The 16,117-nt window shown below is 68.3% G+C and carries 13 protein-coding genes; 7 read left to right on the forward strand and 6 right to left on the reverse strand.

What is annotated here, in order from left to right; translation table 11 throughout:
* The first annotated feature begins 568 nt into the window (after positions 1–568).
* The 3 genes from bla to J5Y10_RS19505 all read left to right on the forward strand — a co-directional run bounded on the left by bla (position 569) and on the right by J5Y10_RS19505 (position 2,405).
* Entirely contained in the window at positions 569–1,468 is a 900-nt protein-coding gene (gene bla, locus J5Y10_RS19495; RefSeq protein WP_209375773.1) for a class A beta-lactamase, read from the forward strand.
* A gap of 444 nt (positions 1,469–1,912) precedes the next feature.
* Complete coding sequence (locus J5Y10_RS19500) at positions 1,913–2,176, forward strand: hypothetical protein (protein ID WP_209375774.1); 264 nt, start codon at positions 1,913–1,915, stop codon at positions 2,174–2,176.
* A gap of 37 nt (positions 2,177–2,213) precedes the next feature.
* Positions 2,214–2,405 (forward strand): hypothetical protein, encoded by a 192-nt coding sequence (locus tag J5Y10_RS19505; protein WP_209375775.1) that lies wholly within the window; start codon positions 2,214–2,216, stop codon positions 2,403–2,405.
* 44 nt (positions 2,406–2,449) lie between these two features.
* Here J5Y10_RS19505 and J5Y10_RS19510 read toward each other — a convergent pair whose 3' ends face one another.
* On the reverse strand, positions 2,450–2,731 hold the full coding sequence (locus tag J5Y10_RS19510) for a DUF6894 family protein (protein ID WP_209375776.1): 282 nt from the start codon (positions 2,729–2,731) through the stop codon (positions 2,450–2,452).
* Positions 2,732–3,015: 284 nt separating this feature from the next.
* Positions 3,016–3,285 (reverse strand): IclR family transcriptional regulator domain-containing protein, encoded by a 270-nt coding sequence (locus J5Y10_RS19515; RefSeq protein WP_209375777.1) that lies wholly within the window; start codon positions 3,283–3,285, stop codon positions 3,016–3,018.
* Between the two features lie 350 nt (positions 3,286–3,635).
* On the opposite strand from J5Y10_RS19515, the gene J5Y10_RS19520 reads away from it, so the two are divergent.
* The 3 genes from J5Y10_RS19520 to J5Y10_RS19530 all read left to right on the forward strand — a co-directional run bounded on the left by J5Y10_RS19520 (position 3,636) and on the right by J5Y10_RS19530 (position 7,371).
* On the forward strand, positions 3,636–4,682 hold the full coding sequence (locus J5Y10_RS19520; RefSeq protein ID WP_209375778.1) for an Ldh family oxidoreductase: 1,047 nt from the start codon (positions 3,636–3,638) through the stop codon (positions 4,680–4,682).
* A 119-nt stretch (positions 4,683–4,801) separates the two neighbouring features.
* Entirely contained in the window at positions 4,802–5,758 is a 957-nt protein-coding gene (locus tag J5Y10_RS19525) for a Bug family tripartite tricarboxylate transporter substrate binding protein (protein WP_209375779.1), read from the forward strand.
* A 752-nt stretch (positions 5,759–6,510) separates the two neighbouring features.
* Complete coding sequence (locus tag J5Y10_RS19530) at positions 6,511–7,371, forward strand: SDR family oxidoreductase (RefSeq protein WP_209375780.1); 861 nt, start codon at positions 6,511–6,513, stop codon at positions 7,369–7,371.
* A gap of 700 nt (positions 7,372–8,071) precedes the next feature.
* Here the strand turns inward: J5Y10_RS19530 and J5Y10_RS19535 are convergent.
* Genes J5Y10_RS19535 through J5Y10_RS19550 form a run of 4 tightly spaced genes read right to left on the reverse strand, consistent with a single transcriptional unit; the run spans position 8,072 to position 13,038 of the window.
* Positions 8,072–8,713 (reverse strand): hypothetical protein, encoded by a 642-nt coding sequence (locus J5Y10_RS19535; protein WP_209375781.1) that lies wholly within the window; start codon positions 8,711–8,713, stop codon positions 8,072–8,074.
* Positions 8,710–10,272 (reverse strand): GH3 family acyl-acid amido synthetase, encoded by a 1,563-nt coding sequence (locus J5Y10_RS19540; RefSeq protein ID WP_209375782.1) that lies wholly within the window; start codon positions 10,270–10,272, stop codon positions 8,710–8,712. Before J5Y10_RS19540 ends, J5Y10_RS19535 begins: the two co-directional genes overlap by 4 nt.
* A complete protein-coding gene (locus J5Y10_RS19545) occupies positions 10,269–12,485 on the reverse strand; it encodes a penicillin acylase family protein (protein WP_209375783.1) in 2,217 nt (738 codons plus the stop codon). The genes J5Y10_RS19540 and J5Y10_RS19545 overlap by 4 nt, the downstream gene beginning before the upstream one ends.
* 19 nt (positions 12,486–12,504) lie before the next feature.
* Entirely contained in the window at positions 12,505–13,038 is a 534-nt protein-coding gene (locus tag J5Y10_RS19550; protein WP_209375784.1) for an alpha/beta hydrolase, read from the reverse strand.
* A 2,099-nt stretch (positions 13,039–15,137) separates the two neighbouring features.
* Here J5Y10_RS19550 and J5Y10_RS19555 point away from each other — a divergent pair.
* A complete protein-coding gene (locus J5Y10_RS19555; protein WP_209375785.1) occupies positions 15,138–16,046 on the forward strand; it encodes an alpha/beta fold hydrolase in 909 nt (302 codons plus the stop codon).
* Positions 16,047–16,117 lie beyond the last annotated feature (71 nt).

The following is a 16,117-nucleotide window of genomic DNA, read 5'->3' on the forward strand; positions in this document are numbered from 1 at the left end:
TTTGCCGCCGGGTGCGTCGGTGGGACCGGTCGCAGAACTGGCGAGAGTGCGACCGCCGGCTGGTCGCACGGCGCGATCTGACGGCGCGGACATGTTGCGTCTGATGCCGCTGAGCGGATGAGTTATCCCCGGCGTGATCTCCACCTGGGCGGAGATGCTGATTCGCTTCCGACTTGGCCTATCGGGATCGGTAGTGGAGATCCGGGCGGACCTGGCGAGTGCTGCCGAGCTTCGTCGATGAGCTCGCCGGGAGCGGGACCGGCGAACACCAACGCGGATGCTGGCGGTGGCGCGGGCGTTGGGCGGGTTGAGCCTGGCGGAAGCGGCGCGGCTGGTGGGGCTGACTTCCCACAAAAGCGCGTCCGGCCGATCCGGCGCGACGTCACATCGGCGGTGACCGAAGCTGCTCGCGGAATTTCCGAACATCGACCACCGAGCTTTCCCGCAAGCGGCTGACATCGCTTCCGGCGTTCACGAAGGAGTTCCAGGATCGCAGGAAAGGGATCATCGTTCGCGGGCCCGATATGTTGGAAGGATGGTCCCGGCGCGCTAAAGGGGACGGAGAACCATGGCCACGAGAAGACAGTTCAGTTTGGGGCTTGGCACGACGCTCGCGGCAGGGCCGATGGCCCGGTACGCGCGAGCGGCGGGCCTGAGGGCCGAGTCCGATCCTGACGCGCTGCGGCATCGGTTAGCCGGGATCGAAGCGCGCTGCGGCGGCCGTCTCGGCGTGGGGATCCTCGACACGGAGACAGGCGTTACGGTTGAGCACCGCGGGGATGAGCGCTTCCCGATGTGCAGCACCCACAAGGCGCTCAGCGCTGCCGCCATCCTGGCGAAGGTGGACAAGGGCGAGGAGCATCTGGACCGACGCATCCGCTTTCCAGCCAACGCGGTGCTCACCTACTCCCCGGCCACGAAGGCGCATGCGGGGGCAGAGGGCATGACGCTGGCCGAGATCTGCGCGGGCGCCGTCGCACTCAGCGACAACACGGCGGCTAACCTGATGCTTGAGGTCCTTGCGGGCCCTGCAGGCCTGACGGCCTGGCTTCGCTCGATTGGCGACGACGTCACCCGACTGGACCGCACCGAGCCAACCCTGAATGAGGCACTGCCCGGCGATCCCCGCGACACGACGAGCCCTCTCGCAATGGCGGCGACGCTGAACCGTCTCGTCTTGGGCGAGACTCTATCACCCGCTTCCCGAGCGCAGTTCACGGCATGGCTTGTCGCTGGTCAGACCGGCGGGGCACGCCTGCGTGCCGGGGTGCCGACGGGGTGGCAGGTCGGGCAGAAAACCGGCACGAACGATCATGGCACGGCGAACGATGTCGGTGTTCTCTGGCCGCCGGGTCGCAGGCCTATGGTCGTCACAGCCTTCATCACCGGCTCGACCGCGAGCTTAGACGCCCAGAACGCGGCTATTGCCGATGTCGCGCATTTGGCCGCCGAGCTTTCCCGAGCCTAGGCCCTGGGCCGAGATCAGCCGATCCCCTGGTTCGCCAGTTACGGCTGCGCTCGGCCTCCGCTTCTTCGAGAGTGCCCATTCGGCTCTCGGCCAAATGCTGGCAAACCGCCACCTTCACGCCAGCCGCCCCACCACCCGCACCGCAATCGCATGTATCGGCACAGCCCAACCGGCGAAGCCAGCGATGATGGCAGCTCGCTGGGTTGGCATGTCCACCCGCACTATCGTTAGCGCGCCGCCTGCAGCCAGCACGATGGAGAGCAGCCCAATGGCGGGCTCAGCAAAGGGTGAGCGTGCGGCAGCAAGGGGATGTGCTCTGACCTCGCCAGGAGCAGCCTCGCACATGGGTTATTCTCCTACTTGTAATGCGTCCCTGGAGGCTGCCGAATGCAGCAGTAACAAATGTTATATTATCCGACTGAACCACTCGGTTATTTATCCTGTATGATGAACCGCACGGTTTCCTCAAACGGCGTCGGTCAAGAGGTGCGGCGGTCTCGGATGTGGGGACTGGATACCCTGCTCGACGAACTGGTTACTCGGTTCAATGCGAAGGATCTGCCCAGATCTCTACTCTTCGAAGTCGGGCTGGTTCTGATCCAACAGCTCGCGCTACCGAACGAGGTCGCTGGCTGTCTGGCTAAGTGGCAGGAGCGCTGGACGGAGACCGTGCGCCTGGAAGCCTTGCCGATGCGGCGGCAGGCCTAAGCCGGCAGGGTACAACGGGTCAGGAGGGGTCCAGCAGATGGTGCCTGAGAACGCTCTTGGCGAGGCGGTTGCCGGCCGCGAGGGCTTCGGCCGGGAGCGGGCGTTGCAGGCCATGGATAGGCGACCGATGAGCGCCATACTTCGCCACATTACCGGCGCGTGGATGATACTAAGGACAATGCTGCCCAAGGGTTATGCCCAGATCAATCGTATTCTGGAGATGTCTTGATCCGGCTGACGGGGTGCGAAAAGCCGGGACAGGCAGGGGACGGATTATTCGCTTGCGGGCACGGCTCGGTTTCCGAGAGGCGGAACCGTATGGTCCAACCACCGGCCGACGAATGAAAGGCGGCATGTATAGATCAAGAGCCCGAGCTCATCCCTCACATCCACGACGAATTCACGCCGTGCGCCATCCGGAAACTTGCCTCTCGGCATATCGGCCAGCAGGACCTGGGAGGTCTGGCGCGCCGCGTCGCGATGCGGCAGCTCGAGCCCGACTTCGTCCCGGACATGCTCTATGCTGTTGAACTTGTCGAAGAAGTACCTGGCCATAATGGCTGTCCTTCTCGGATGAAGGGGCAGACTGGCACGGCATTGTTCGTTGACACCTTAACACAAAGCGGCTCGTGCCCTCCGAATGCTGCATTGCGAGGCGTAGGCCGGCTGCTTCAGGGTTTTGCCGGGTTTGAACCTTTGAACGCTGCATGCAGGAGCCTGCGGTTCCAGGTTCTCGTCCGACCAGCCGCGATCTTCCGTGGCGATGATCCGGACGGGAGCCGACCTGGCCGGAGTCCTGGACCGCTCGTCGTGATGCCAGACCGGGGCCAGGAAGTTCATCACGGATTGAGAAGGGCGGCACTTGCAGTCCAAGAACCCTGCGCTTCCATCGCCCCGAGAGCGAGTAGGCGAGTGAACTCCGGCAGCGGCCAGCCGGCGGCGGAGGCGGTCATCCGCACCGCCGCGATCGGTCGCCCCGCCACGTCCAGCACCGGTGCGGCGATGCCGACCTCGCCGGGCATGTGTTCCTCCGGCGTCAGCGCATAGCCCACCCGCCGCGCCTTCCGCACCCTCTCCATGACCGCGTCTACCCCGGTCAGTATCTGCACGGACCGCACCTCGCGCGTGGGTCACTCGGGATCACAACTACCTCCTCCTCCGGCAGAGCGGAACGGGCGGCGCGGCCGGTGGAGGTGCTGCGGGCCGGGACCCGCATCCCGATGATCCGTGGGGGAAGGTTCGGCGGCTGTGCAGCCGCAATGTTCAACGCCGACCAAGGACCGTTGCTGGCTGGTGAACCGCCCCTCGGGCCGGGCAATAGCAGACCATCAGGTGACTCCGATCGAGAACGGGGGCTATTGCCCTGGCGAAGGATCCCTCCTCTTCTTCCCGGGACAGGCCGACAGCCTGAGACAAGGCCGTGCGGCGAGGAAGCCCACCAAGCAGGACGGATACGCCCATGACCCCCATTCGCGACGAAGCGCTGCGCGACTTCGTGGCCGCTCTCTATGCCGCGGCCGGGCTGCCCGATGAGGACGCGGCCCTGGTGGCCGAGACGCTGGTGCGGGCGGATATGTGGGGGCATTCCTCCCACGGGGTGATGCGGGCCCCCTGGTACATCGCCCGGGTCCGGGCGGGCACAATGAAGCCCGTGACCGATCCGGCTGTGATCGTCGATGCGGGCGCCATCTCCGTCATCGACGGACGGGACGGCGTGGGGCAGGTGATCACCCGCCGCGCCATGCAGGACGCGATCGACCGGGCCAGGCGCCACGGCGTCGGCATCGTCTCCGTTCGGGATTCCAACCATCATGGCGCCTTGGGCTGGTTCACCCGGATGGCCGCGGCGCAGGGCTGCATCGGGGTGCTGACCACCAATGGCAGCCCTGCCATGGCGCCCTGGGGCGGGCGGAAGAAGCGGCTGGGGAACAATCCCTGGTCCATCGCGGCACCGGCCGGGCGGCACGCGCCGATGATGCTGGACATCGCCAATACGGTGGTGGCGCGGGGCAAGATCTTCCTCGCCCGCCAGAAGGGTATCCCCATCCCCGAGAGCTGGGCGATGGATGGCCAGGGGCGGCGCACCACCGATCCGATGGCGGCGCTGGGCGGAGTGATCCTGCCGATGGCCGAGCACAAGGGATATGCCATCACGGTGATGATGGACGTGCTGTCCGGCGTGCTCTCCGGCAGCGGCATCATGACGGAGGTGAACGGGCCGTACCAGGCGGAGAAGCGCAGCCGCTGCGGCCACATGGTGATGGCGCTGAACATCGAGGCCTTCGGCCCGGTGGACCGCTTCCAGGCGCGGATGGAGGAGATGATCGCGGGCATCAAGAGCACGCCGCTCGCCGAAGGGTTCGAGGAGGTGTTCTACCCCGGCGAGATCGAGGCCAGGAACGAGGAGCGGCATGAGAAGGACGGGCTGGTGCTGCCGGAGCAGACCCGGGCCGACCTGCTGCAGGTGGCGCAGGACTACGGGGTGACAGCGCCGCAGGGGTGGTGAGGCTGTTGTAACCCCGCCGGAACGGGAACAAGCAAGGGAGGACGCGTATGATCGAGACCGCAAGGGAAGCGGCGGCGACTGGAACAGCCGGGCGGGTGGGGCGGCGCACGACACTTGGCTTGCCACTGCTTCTGGCCGCGGCGGTGACACCCGGCGCAGCCCGGGCGCAGAGCAGCGCACGGCCCATCACGCTGATCGTCCCCTATGCCCCGGGCGGCGCCTCGGACCCCGTGGCGCGAGACTTCGCGACCTTGTTCGGGCAGGAGCTGGGCGGCCAGACCATCGTCATCGAGAATCGCGGCGGGGCGGCGGGACACGTTGGCGCCGTCGCGGCGGCCCAGGCGCGACCTGACGGTCAGACCCTGCTTTTCGCGGTCAATACCCAGCTTGTGGTGAACCCGCACCTCCAGCGGGGCGACCGGATCGACCTGGCGGCTGCACTGACCCCGATCGCCCAGCTCGCCACCTACCAGTACGTGATGGTGGTGCCGCCGGAATTGGGTGTGACCGATCTGGCCCAGTTCGTGGCGTTTGCAAAGTCCCGCCCACCGGGAAGCCTGACCTATGCGTCGAGCGGGATCGGCAGCAACAACCACCTCGCCGCCCTCCTCCTCTCGGAGGCGATCGGGGTCCGGATGGAGCACGCCCCGTATCGCGGCACCGGGCCAAGCCTGATGGACACGATGGCCGGGCGGGTGGAGTTGAATGCCAGTTCCGTCACGCCGGCTTTGCCGTTGATCCGGGAGGGTCGACTGCGGGCACTGGCCGTGACGGGCGCGAAGCGCCTCTCCCAGTTGCCGGACGTGCCAACCCTGCGCGAGGCTGGCTATCCCGGAATCACGATCGACGCCTGGAACGGTCTCTTCGCCCCGACCGGCACCCCGTCGGAGCTACTGGACCGCTACGAGGCGGCCGCCAAGCGCGCCATGCTCCAGCCGCGCTTCGTCGAGCGGATGCGGACGGAGGGCATGGAGGTGGTCGGTGAGACGCCGCGTGCCGCCTTCGCCGCCGAGATCCGGGAGGAGAGCGCCTTCTGGAAGCGCAAGGTGCAGGAGCTGAATATCACCCTAGATTAAGGCCGGGGGTTCGCACCCGTCCGGCATCGCCTCAGGACGATGATTGTTCTGCAGCCCATCGCCCCGCATGAGACCGCCGCCCGGCACTGGCACCTCGGCTCGCCGGGCGGGCTTGCACCCTGCGGCGGTCACCGCAACGCCGATCCCGATGAGTAGCAGAGCGAGGTCGGCCGCTTGGGTCCGAGCCGCCCCAAAAACCCGCGCCACGGTCGTATCGGCCCAGACCCTGGCGCCCCGCGCTGCCGGTTCGCATCTCTCCATCAGCGCCCGAGCCATCCCGCGTTGGTCGTGATGCCCCTCTTCCCGAGTGCGTCCATCTCCATGGCGAGCCGATGACGACGTACAAACCCAGCGCGGCCACGGCATAGACCCAGAGCGCCTCCGATCCCCAGCAACTAACTGCACTCCTGCGTCGAGGATGCGCCGGGCCGGAGAACGGGAATGCTGCCCGCTCGCGCAACTACCGGGCCGATGGGTATCGCCTGATAATTCGGTTCGCACCGAGCATGGGTAGGTTGTCCACGTCGCCTGAGGGTTGGGGTCAGCTCGAGCATGCCGGACGTTTCCGCCAACCATCGGCACGACCGATGGCATGGGCTTCGGACCCAGCGGGCGATCTGGCGCTCCGCCCTTCGTTCCAGCCGGGCTGGATCGGTCGGGGACCTCGGCGGTGCTCCTCGCCCGTGCCCTCCAGCAATTCCTTCAGCCACGCCCTGACAAGCCCGGCCGCTCAAGGCCAAGGAGCATCCATCATGTCCGATAGCCACCCGACCCCGCCCTTGCCCGAGCAGCAGCAGCCCATCCCCGGAACCACCGAGGCGATGAGCCCGCGCCCAGACCACGGCGAGAGCAGCTACCGTGGATCAGGCCGCCTCGCGGGCAAGGCGGCCCTGATAACCGGTGCGGACAGCGGGACTGGCCGTGCCGTCGCGATCGCCTTCGCGCGCGAGGGAGCAGATGTCCTGATCGCCTATCTGAACGAGGATGAGGACGCGCGGGAAACCGCCCGTTGGGTGGAGGAAGCCGGCCGCAAGGCGGTGCTGGTTCCCGGCGATATCTCCGAGCGCGCGCATTGCGAGGCGATCGTCGCGAAGGCGGTAGAGGCGTTCGGGCGCATCGACGTGCTGGTGAACAACGCCGCGCACCAGAGGACCTTCGAGTCCATCGAGGAGATCCCGGACGAGGAGTGGGACCTCACTTTCAAGACGAACATCTACGCGATGTTCCGCATCACCAAGGCCGCGGTGAAGCATATGAAGCCCGGCAGCTCCATCATCAACACCACCTCGATCAACGAGGACAAGCCCACGCCGCAGTTGCTGGCCTATGCGACCACCAAGGGCGCCATCGCCAACTTCACCGCCGGCCTGGCCCAGCTTCTCGCGGAAAAGGGCATCCGCGCCAACAGCGTCGCGCCGGGCCCAATCTGGACACCCCTGATCCCCTCCACCATGCCGGCGGAGAAGGTGAAGAGCTTTGGTCAGCAGACCCCGATGAAGCGCCCCGGCCAGCCCGCTGAACTCGCCCCCGTTTACGTGCTGCTGGCCTCGGACGAGGCAAGCTACGTCTCCGGTGCCATGATCCCCGTCACGGGTGGGCAGCCGGTTCTGTAGGCGCGCATCGGATCCTACCACGCGGGGATCGGGTGTCTTGAGGGAGGCTTCCTGGGCCCGGTCCGTGCTGCGGGGCAGTGCCGATGCTGGACCAGGAGCAGCAGGAAGGCGGGGTCAGCGCCGCATCGACACTGTGGCGCGGCCCAGCCACCTGAGGCGAAGAAAACGTGTGACCGAAGCCTGCATCGACCTGGCTGCCGCGACCAAGCCGGCCAGAGAGGTACGAGGGCCATGGCGGCGCGAGCCGGACCACTCGCCTGACCTATTTGACTTGCTGGACGCGTGCTGGATGCGAACACTCCATCGGCACCCTTTGTCGCGACGGAGAGACCGCTGCGGCCAGTTGAGGCTCCCGCGTATCCCAGGTCAATGACGTGGTCAGCTGGCCTGGCTAGCTGTTGCGTTTCCTTGAAACGAGGCCTGCCATGGATATGAAGAAAGAGGATCTGGTCCAGGTTACTCATATCGAGGTTCTGACCTGCTCGACCCGCGGCGAAGGCAATGTCGCGGAGTGCCGGACAACAGTGAACGTAGGGTATGAGACAGAGCGAGGCCCGGGCACTGTACGGCTCACGGACGAGCGGAGCCGGGCACTCGGAATCTTCGACGCCCAACGTCACCGCCGCTGGATCCCCACTCCCACTCCCTGATCGCCGCAGCCGCAGCCGCAGCAAGGGTCAAGAGCGGGTGATCGAGGGGGTCAGGTATCGCTGAACGAGGTCAGTTGAGCTACCCCGTGCGGCACCCAGGCGCCATCCTCTCTCGCGAAGAGCGTGCCCAGCACGGGCGTTGGCTTCGTGGCCACGGCCTGGACCACCCGCTCGATCAGAGCCTGCACCGAGAGGCAGCGGTCCGCCAGGTCGCCCAACTCATCGGGGCGGGACGGCACCTCGGCCCGGCTGAGGCCGATCCTGGATGGCTTCAGCTTCGTCACTATGAATACCGGCAGCCCGCTCCCATGCGCGCCGCACCAGCTCACCTCCCACGTGCCGTGCAGCAGGTTGTTGCGGGCCTGCTGCACGACCTCAAACTCGCTCGCGACCTGGTTCATGATGGAGAGGATGTCCGGCCCCATCGTGGCGGGGAATTCGTAATCCTCGTCCGTGACGATCTGCCCCACCACGGCCCGGAACACCTGGAAAAGGGGCGCGGCCGTCATGACGCTGCTGTGAAAGGCGATGTTGACGAGCTTCTCGTGGCGATGGCTCGCGGCGAGCATCCCGACCGTCGCCGTGCGTATGAGGTTGACCGTCTCCTCGAACACGGTGACGAAGCGGCCGAGCGCGGCATACTGCTCGGCCATCTCGGGGCTGCATGGCTGCTCGGTCGTGGCCTCGTTCATTCTTCCTCCTGTGACGCGGCGTGGCTACCGGGTGAAAACGGCATGCTGGAATGCTTCTGGTGCCAGACCAGCAGTTCCTCGAGCGGCCGGTCGTCCTGCACGATGCGCGGCACCTTGTTCTGTCCGCCAAGCTTGCCGCGCCGGCGCATCCAGGCCGCGAAGGCGCCCGGTGGAAGGAAGGTGATGCTCGGCGGCGCCAGGCGGCCATATTGCCTGTCATCGCCGAAATTCGCGTTGCTGTGCCGCAGCGCCGCATCGAGCGACGCGGCGAAGCGCGCCGCATCGGCAGGGCCGGCGGCTTCGGCTGCCAGCCAGTGCGCGGGCGCGCGACCCTCGCGCGGGAATAGCGGGCCAAACATGAATTCGCCGACTTCGATTCCCACCGCGGCGGCTGCGGCCAGCACGCCCTCCTCGATCTGCTCGCCCGTCAGATGCTCCCCGAAGGCGTTCAGGAAGTAGGAGGTACGGCCGGTGACCAGCAGCCTCGGCGGCGCGCGGTCCACCAGCCGCACCGTATCGCCCAGCACGTAGGACCAGAGCCCGGCATTGGTGGTGAGGATGAGGGCGTAGTCCTGCCCCGGCTCCGCATTGCCGATCCAGTGGCGGGTGGGGTTGGGGCTGTCGACCTCGCCGATAGGGACGAACTCGAAGAAGATGCCGTTGTCCAGGAGCATCCGCATTCCCTGGCCGGGCAGCCGGTCCGCGACGGCGACGAAGCCCTCGCTTGCCGGATAGACCTCGCGCAGTTCGGCACGGCTCCCGGCGAGCAGCCGCTCGAACCCCGGGCGGAAGGGGTCGAAGCGCACACCGCCATGGACGAGCATTCCGAGGTTCGGAAAAAGGTCCGCAAGCCGCCGCTCCCCGCCGCCAGCGCGCTCGAGCAGGCGCTCGAAAAGGACAAGGAGCCAGGTCGGCGTTCCCCCGATCACGCGCAGGTCCTCGCGCAGCGCCGCCTCGGCCAGGCGCTCCACCTTGCGGTCCCAGTCCGGGATCAGCGCGATCTCCGCGGGCGGGAAGAGGCGGGAACGCGCCCACCACGGCACCTCGCGCTGGGCGATGCCCGAGAGGTCGCCGGCCTCCACGCCGGGGGCCAGCCGCATCAGGTCCGTGCTCCCGCCCAGCATCAGGCTCTTGCCGCCGAAGACGCGGCTCTCCGGCCGGTTCTCAAGGTGGTGTGTCAGCAGGTCCAGCGTGGCGCGGCGGTTGGACCGCGCCATGGCCCGCGTGACCGGGATGTGCTTCGTCCGCGCCCCGCTCGTGCCGGAGCTGAGCGCGTAGTAGGGGATGGTGCCCGGCCAGATCCGGTTCCGCACCACGGGAAAGGCGGGCTCGATCCAGTCCCGCCAGAAATCATCGAAGCGCCGCAGCGGAACTGCGGCCTGGTAATCCCGCACGCTGTGGATGGAGCGGAAGCCGTGCGCGCGGCCGAATTCCGTGCCCGCCGCCCTCCGGAGAAGCCGCCCGAGCGTTCGCTCCTGGGCGCGGACGGGGTCCAGCCGCCGCAGCCGCTCCAGGCGCTGCGCGGCGTAGAGGCGCAGCAGGGGTGTGGCGTCGATCATCGCGGCCTCAGCGTCGTGCGGTGGCGGAAGACGCGCGCGGCCCCGGCCTCCGAGAGCGGCACCTCGACCCCCTCCCCCCGTTCCCACAGGGCGATCTGGTCCAGCGCGGTGTCGCTTCCCCACCAGCCATCCTGCCCGCCGAGCAGCGTCAGGCGATTGGCATCGGGATTAGCGAGGTCGAAGGCATAGCGCGCCATGGAGCCGTAGGCGGCCGCGTGCCGGCCCGTGACGGGCCCGTGCGCAGTCTTCATCACGCTGTCCGTCGTGCCGGCGGCGGGCAGGTCGGCCGCGCGGAACCGCCGCCCCAGCAGGGGCAGGGCGCCGAAGGGGTGCTGCAGCCGCAGCCGGTGCAGGGCGCCCCAGCGGCCATGGGCGCGGAACGGTCCGGCCGCGCGCCGCAGCGCCCGCTGAAGGGCCTGCGCGAAGGTCTCGGGTGGGCACGCCGCGAAGCTCTCCAGCAGCAGCGTCCGCCCGCTCCAGACCGCGCCATAGGCCGCGCGCCGTGCCGGCGAGTGCAGAAGCCGCACCAGCTGACCGATCACCAGCTCGAAGGCGAGCGCGCCCGCCGAGGCCGCGTCATAGGACCCGTCCCATCCGCGCATTGCCCCGAGGAGCGCCGCCTGCCGCGCCGGGCGCGGCGGCAGGGCCCCGATGCGCTCCAGCAGGAGGTCTCGCAGGGGGAGGGCACCGGTCACGAGCACGTCGGTCTGCAGCGCCACCGCGTCATCCAGTCCCAGGGCCGGGCGGCTCCGCAGCAGCCCGGCCAGCCGCTCGGCCCGGTCCGGCGGCGAGAAGAACAGGCCGATGGGGACCGGCGATGCGCGCGGCCGGTCGTTGGCGGAGACGACGAAGCCCCGGGCCGGATCCACCTCGCGCGGCAGTTCGTCCCCGCTCGCCAGCCCGTCCCAGGCCGAGAGCGCCGCGGGCGGCATGACGGGCTCGGCCAGCGCGTCCTGCGTCCGGCGGGGCAGGTGGGCCGCGGTGACCTTGGCGATCCGCCCCTCCCGCGAGGCCAGCAGGAAGTTCTGCCCGGGGATGGCCAGGCCCGCCGTCGCCTCCATCGCCTCGTCCAGGCTGCGCGCCGCGTTCAGGCGCAGAAGCGCCGTCATCTCGTCCGTTGCGTCATGGCCGACCCATCGGAAGGCGTGGGGTGGCCCTTCCATCGGCACCGCATCGCCCAGGACGGGGCCGTAGGGCGTTTCACGGAAGGTGAAGGTGACGGGCCTCGCCCCCCGCACGGCCACGGTCTCCCTGCGCGCGGAGGCAACCTCCAGCGCCCCTTCCGGCAGGGCGAAGATGTCGGTGCTCGCCGCGTGCAGGTTGGTTCCGCCCCGGGCCAGCGCCGGGGAGCGCCCGATGGCCGCCACCGGCAGCCCCGGCAGCATCAGCCCGCAGAAGTGGAGGCCCGGCGAGCGGCAGGCGACGGCGATCCAGACATTCGGCACGGTGATCGGCAGGTGCGGATCCCCCCCGAGCACCGGGGCACCGCTGCGCGATCGTGCCGGCCCCACGGCCCAGGCATTGCTGCCGGAGCGCGACATCGCAGCGAGTTGCGCCAGCGCGTCCTCCGGCTCCGCGGCCGAGGCGCCCGTGCCATGGCGCAGCAGTTCCTGCCAGCATCCCGCCCATTCCGGCCCGCGGCGCAGCCCGAGCATGCGGAACAGCAGCGGCCAGTTCACATCCGCCGAGAACAGGCGGCCCAGGCGCAGCACGTCGGCCACCGTCCAGGGCTCCGGCTCGATGGCCAGCACGCGGCATTCCAGTGGGGCGACGCGCGCACTGGCAGCGTAGTGGTTCACCCCCGCGACGAAGCCCTCGACCCAGTCGCGCGTGCCCGGCGGCAGCATCCGCTCGATCGCCGGCACGGCGCGCCCGATGTCGAGCCCGCGTACCGCGCGGTCCAGCACAATCCCCGCAGGCCCCACCATCTCCGCCGCCCGCCCCTGCGAGACGCGCCGGAGGATTTCCATCTGGGCGCGCCGGAGATGCGCGTGCACTACCCCTAGGCCGACCGCGAGGTCGCGGTCGCTCCGGGCCGCGACGAAGGGCAGCTGCCGGTCGCTCCAGCAGAGATCCACGGGCTGCCCCACGGGCGCAGCCTCCAGCGGAACCATCGCCAGCCGCTCGTGCAACTCTAGCGGCGGCGCCCTCCCCACCCGCAGCAGCGCTCCGGCCAGGATCAGTGCGGAGCGAAGGGCCGCGACGGAGATCATCGGCCCCTCGCTGCCGGACTCATGCCGCCCGCGGCTCTGCCAGCATTGCCACGGCCTCCTCCGCGATCCCCGCGGGCACGTAGTGGCCGCCGGGGAACTCGCGGTAGCGGACATCGTACCCCCCGCGCTGCAGCACGGGCACGAGGCGGCGGCTGCAGCGGTCGATGGGCAACACGTCGTCCGCCTCTCCGTGCGATATGAAGATCCGGGGCCGTCCCACCGGGTCGGGTGGCGCCGCGAAGCCGGGCGAGAAGGCAAGGGCATGGGTGAACAGATCGCCGTTCCCAAGCGCCAGCGACAGCGCGTAGGAGGCGCCGTCGGAGAAGCCGGCCAGGGCGATCCGGCGCGGGTCCACCCGGTGATGCCGGAAGACCCCCTCCAGCGCCGCGTCCAGGAAAGCGACGTCCACGCCGTAGCCCCCCATGATGACGTCCCAGGTCGGCCCGCGGCTCTCGGGCAGCAGCAGCAGCGCGCCCGGCGCGGTCGCCTCGATCAGCCCGAGGGTTCCAGCGGCATGACCCCCGGCACCGTGCAGCATGACGATCAGCGGCAAGGCGTCGCCGAGGCTCCGTCCGGCACCCGCAGCAGCCCGTCCCGCCCCATGGAGAGCTCGAGCGGCCGCAGCCCCGGTACAGGTGCGCGCGGCGCCGAACCGAGCTCCGGACGTGCCCGCAGCCGCCCCCGGGCCGCTCCGGCGCCCACTTCGCCCTTCATCTGCGTGCCTGACGGATCGGGCAAGGGAAAGGGGCGGGAGCGCGGCTCACGGCGTACCACCCGCGACGTCGTGGCTTCGAAGGCCGGCGCCAGGCATCGATAGGGCCGAAGAGGTCAGGCATCCGGCAGCCGGCTACCTCGCCGGGCGTCGCGCATTTCCGCGCCACGTCGTCGGGCACCTCAGCGGGCCGCGCAGCCGCTACGGCGGAAGCGCCACCGTGGGTGGATGCAAGTGCCGTCGCCCGGCCTGCACCGCTGGACCTACGGCGCACGATCACGACAGGGCGGCCCGGCACATCGGGCGCGATCTGCGGGGCGCCGCTTCCAGCCGCTGCTACTGCCCGAACCTCGCGTATCGCGGGATCCACCGCGCCCTGACGCTCCGATCGAACCTCCGACATAAGGCTTTTCAGCAAAGCAGCCCTTCCGCTGAGAGGTTGAGGGAGACGCTTCCGCTTCAGAGCAGGGTGGCGATCATCCCCGCGAGAAGCAGATGAGCCATGCCGGCCGGTGCTGCTTTAACCCAGGCAAACCAATCGTCGGCGCGCCCTTCATCTCCCCGTGAGATGCCCGACGACCAGCGGTCCAGCAGAAGAGGATGGCCGCGCAACCCCAAAGAGAACCCCGTTCCAGCCTCAATCCTCGTCAACACCGCGTGTCAAACCCGGGCGCCAGCCCCTGCGCATAGCATGCATCGGCGCGCATTCACCGGACGCGGCCTCTATCGGCAGGACGGGACGGTCAGAAGAAAGGACTCCGTCCACCTCAGGATCGAGCTGGCCGATTCCCGGCGGATCCGCCCAGGAGACAAGGACGAAGGATGAGTGATCCAGAACCCCGGGGTGCGCAGGCACAGGTCGCCAATGCGCGTCCGGCCGACGTCGGCAAGGGCGTGGCCAGGCTGAGCCGCAGGGTAATGCGGACGTTGTCGTTCCAGTTCTTCTGCACAGCTGTGCCTCGGCTCCAGCGTCACGCCAAGCGGCGCTAGCGGGCCAGACCGCATAGCCAGGTTTGCCTGACGGATCCGAAGCCGCCGCTCAGGAGGACGCGCACATGGCAGATGCTTTCCGTCACCACCAAAAACCATTCATGCGCGAATTGGCCGCCTCCCATACTCCCTGGAGAACCTTAGCCTTTGCAATTGCTACCCGCAGAAACGCTCGGTACCTCATCCCATCAAACATGGGGGAACCTCCCAATGTCAGCCGATCCGGATCGGTACGAGCGGGCTCTGGAGCGCGCCCGGGATCAGCAGCAGCGCATGGAGCGGTAGAAGGACTACATCAAGGCGCTTGAGACGACCGGGCAAGCTCACCTGCTGCCTGAGGCGTACCGGCTTCTTACGAACATGGCCCGCACCCACGGAACGCTCAGCGACGAGCTGCGCCGGGCCATGTACCAGCCGTGATCGGCCTGAAGGATTCGGTGCCCTGATTGCTATTCCCGCGCGCTTGAAAGCTACCGCGCGTCTTACCTGCAGATGAGTTTCCCGCAGAGCGAGGGTGACCTGCCCCCTTAGAAACGGGCAGCCGGTAATGTGAGATCGGCGGAACCTGGTCCCGCCCCCGTTCCTGGTCCGGGGTCAAGACCACTTTTCTGCCCGCGCAGCAAGCCTGGGCGGTCGGAAAACTGGGTTGCGGCCGGTGAGATGGACGCGGGCGAAACGGCGGACTGGTCGACTTAGACACAAACGATCTGCTCGAATTCTGTGCTGCGATGCCGTTCTAAAGCGGGACGTTCACCCACTCGGCACGACGTGGCGGGAGGAGCCACGCGCAAGAAGATCGAACACCCCCCTGCTGGCCATATGCCTGAGTTAGTTCGAGAGCGGATTGGCAGCGTTGTTGCGCCGCAGACCCGACCCGACTTACCGGATCGCCCCGGACGCCCTTATAGGCAATCGACCCGGAACTCACTCCGGGCTTCCGGAGAACCGCCATGCACAGCCTCGTCAATGCCGGAACTCTGACCGTTGCGTTCGAGGAGAGTGGCAACCCGGACGGATGGCCGGTGCTCCTGATGCACGGGTTCCCCTACGATGTCCGCGCGTACGATGCGGTGGTGCCCATCCTGGCCTCGGCGGGCGCACGGGTGATCGTGCCGTGGCTGCGCGGCTACGGGCCGACCCGCTTCCGCTCGGGGGAGACGCCGCGATCTGGGCAGCAAGCGGCCCTGGGGCGGGATCTCCTCGACCTGATGGACGCGCTCCGGATCCGCTCGGCCGTGCTGGCCGGGTATGACTGGGGCGGCCGCGCCGCTTGCATCGTCTCGGCACTGTGGCCGGACCGCGTCGATGCCCTTGTCTCGCAGAACAGCTACAACATCCAGGACATCGCACGATCAGGGCGACCTCAGGCGCCGGAAAACGAGCTACGCCTCTGGTACCAGTATTATTTCCACTCCGAGCGCGGCCGGCTGGGTCTGACCGAGAATCGGCGGGACCTCTGCCGCCTGCTGTGGCGCCTCTGGTCGCCGGAGTGGCGCTTCGACGACGCGACGTTCGAGCGGACGGCCGCGAGCTTCGATAACCCAGACTTCGTGGACGTGGTCATCCACTCCTACCGGCACCGGTTCGGGCTGGCAGACGGTGACTCGTCGCTGGAGCCGATCGAGCGACAGCTTGCCGCGCAGCCGCCGATCACCGTGCCGGCCATCACCCTCGACGGCAGCGCGGACGGTGTGCTGACCTTGGGCGGAACAGGGAAGCACGCGTCGTACTTCACCGGGCCGCATGAACATCGGATCGTGCGAGATGGTGGGCACAATCTTCCGCAGGAGAAGCCCGAGATCTTTGCATCCGCCATTCTGGATATCCGGGCCAGACATCGCACGGGGCGGGGCGCCTAGGGCCTGATCGGATTGCCCCCCGTTCCGGATGGGGCACGTCTCGCAGAACCTTCCGAAACCAGCTTCTGCTC

It is taken from the genome of Roseomonas indoligenes (genome assembly GCF_017813365.1).
GTDB classification, from domain to species: Bacteria; Pseudomonadota; Alphaproteobacteria; order Acetobacterales; family Acetobacteraceae; genus Roseomonas; species Roseomonas indoligenes.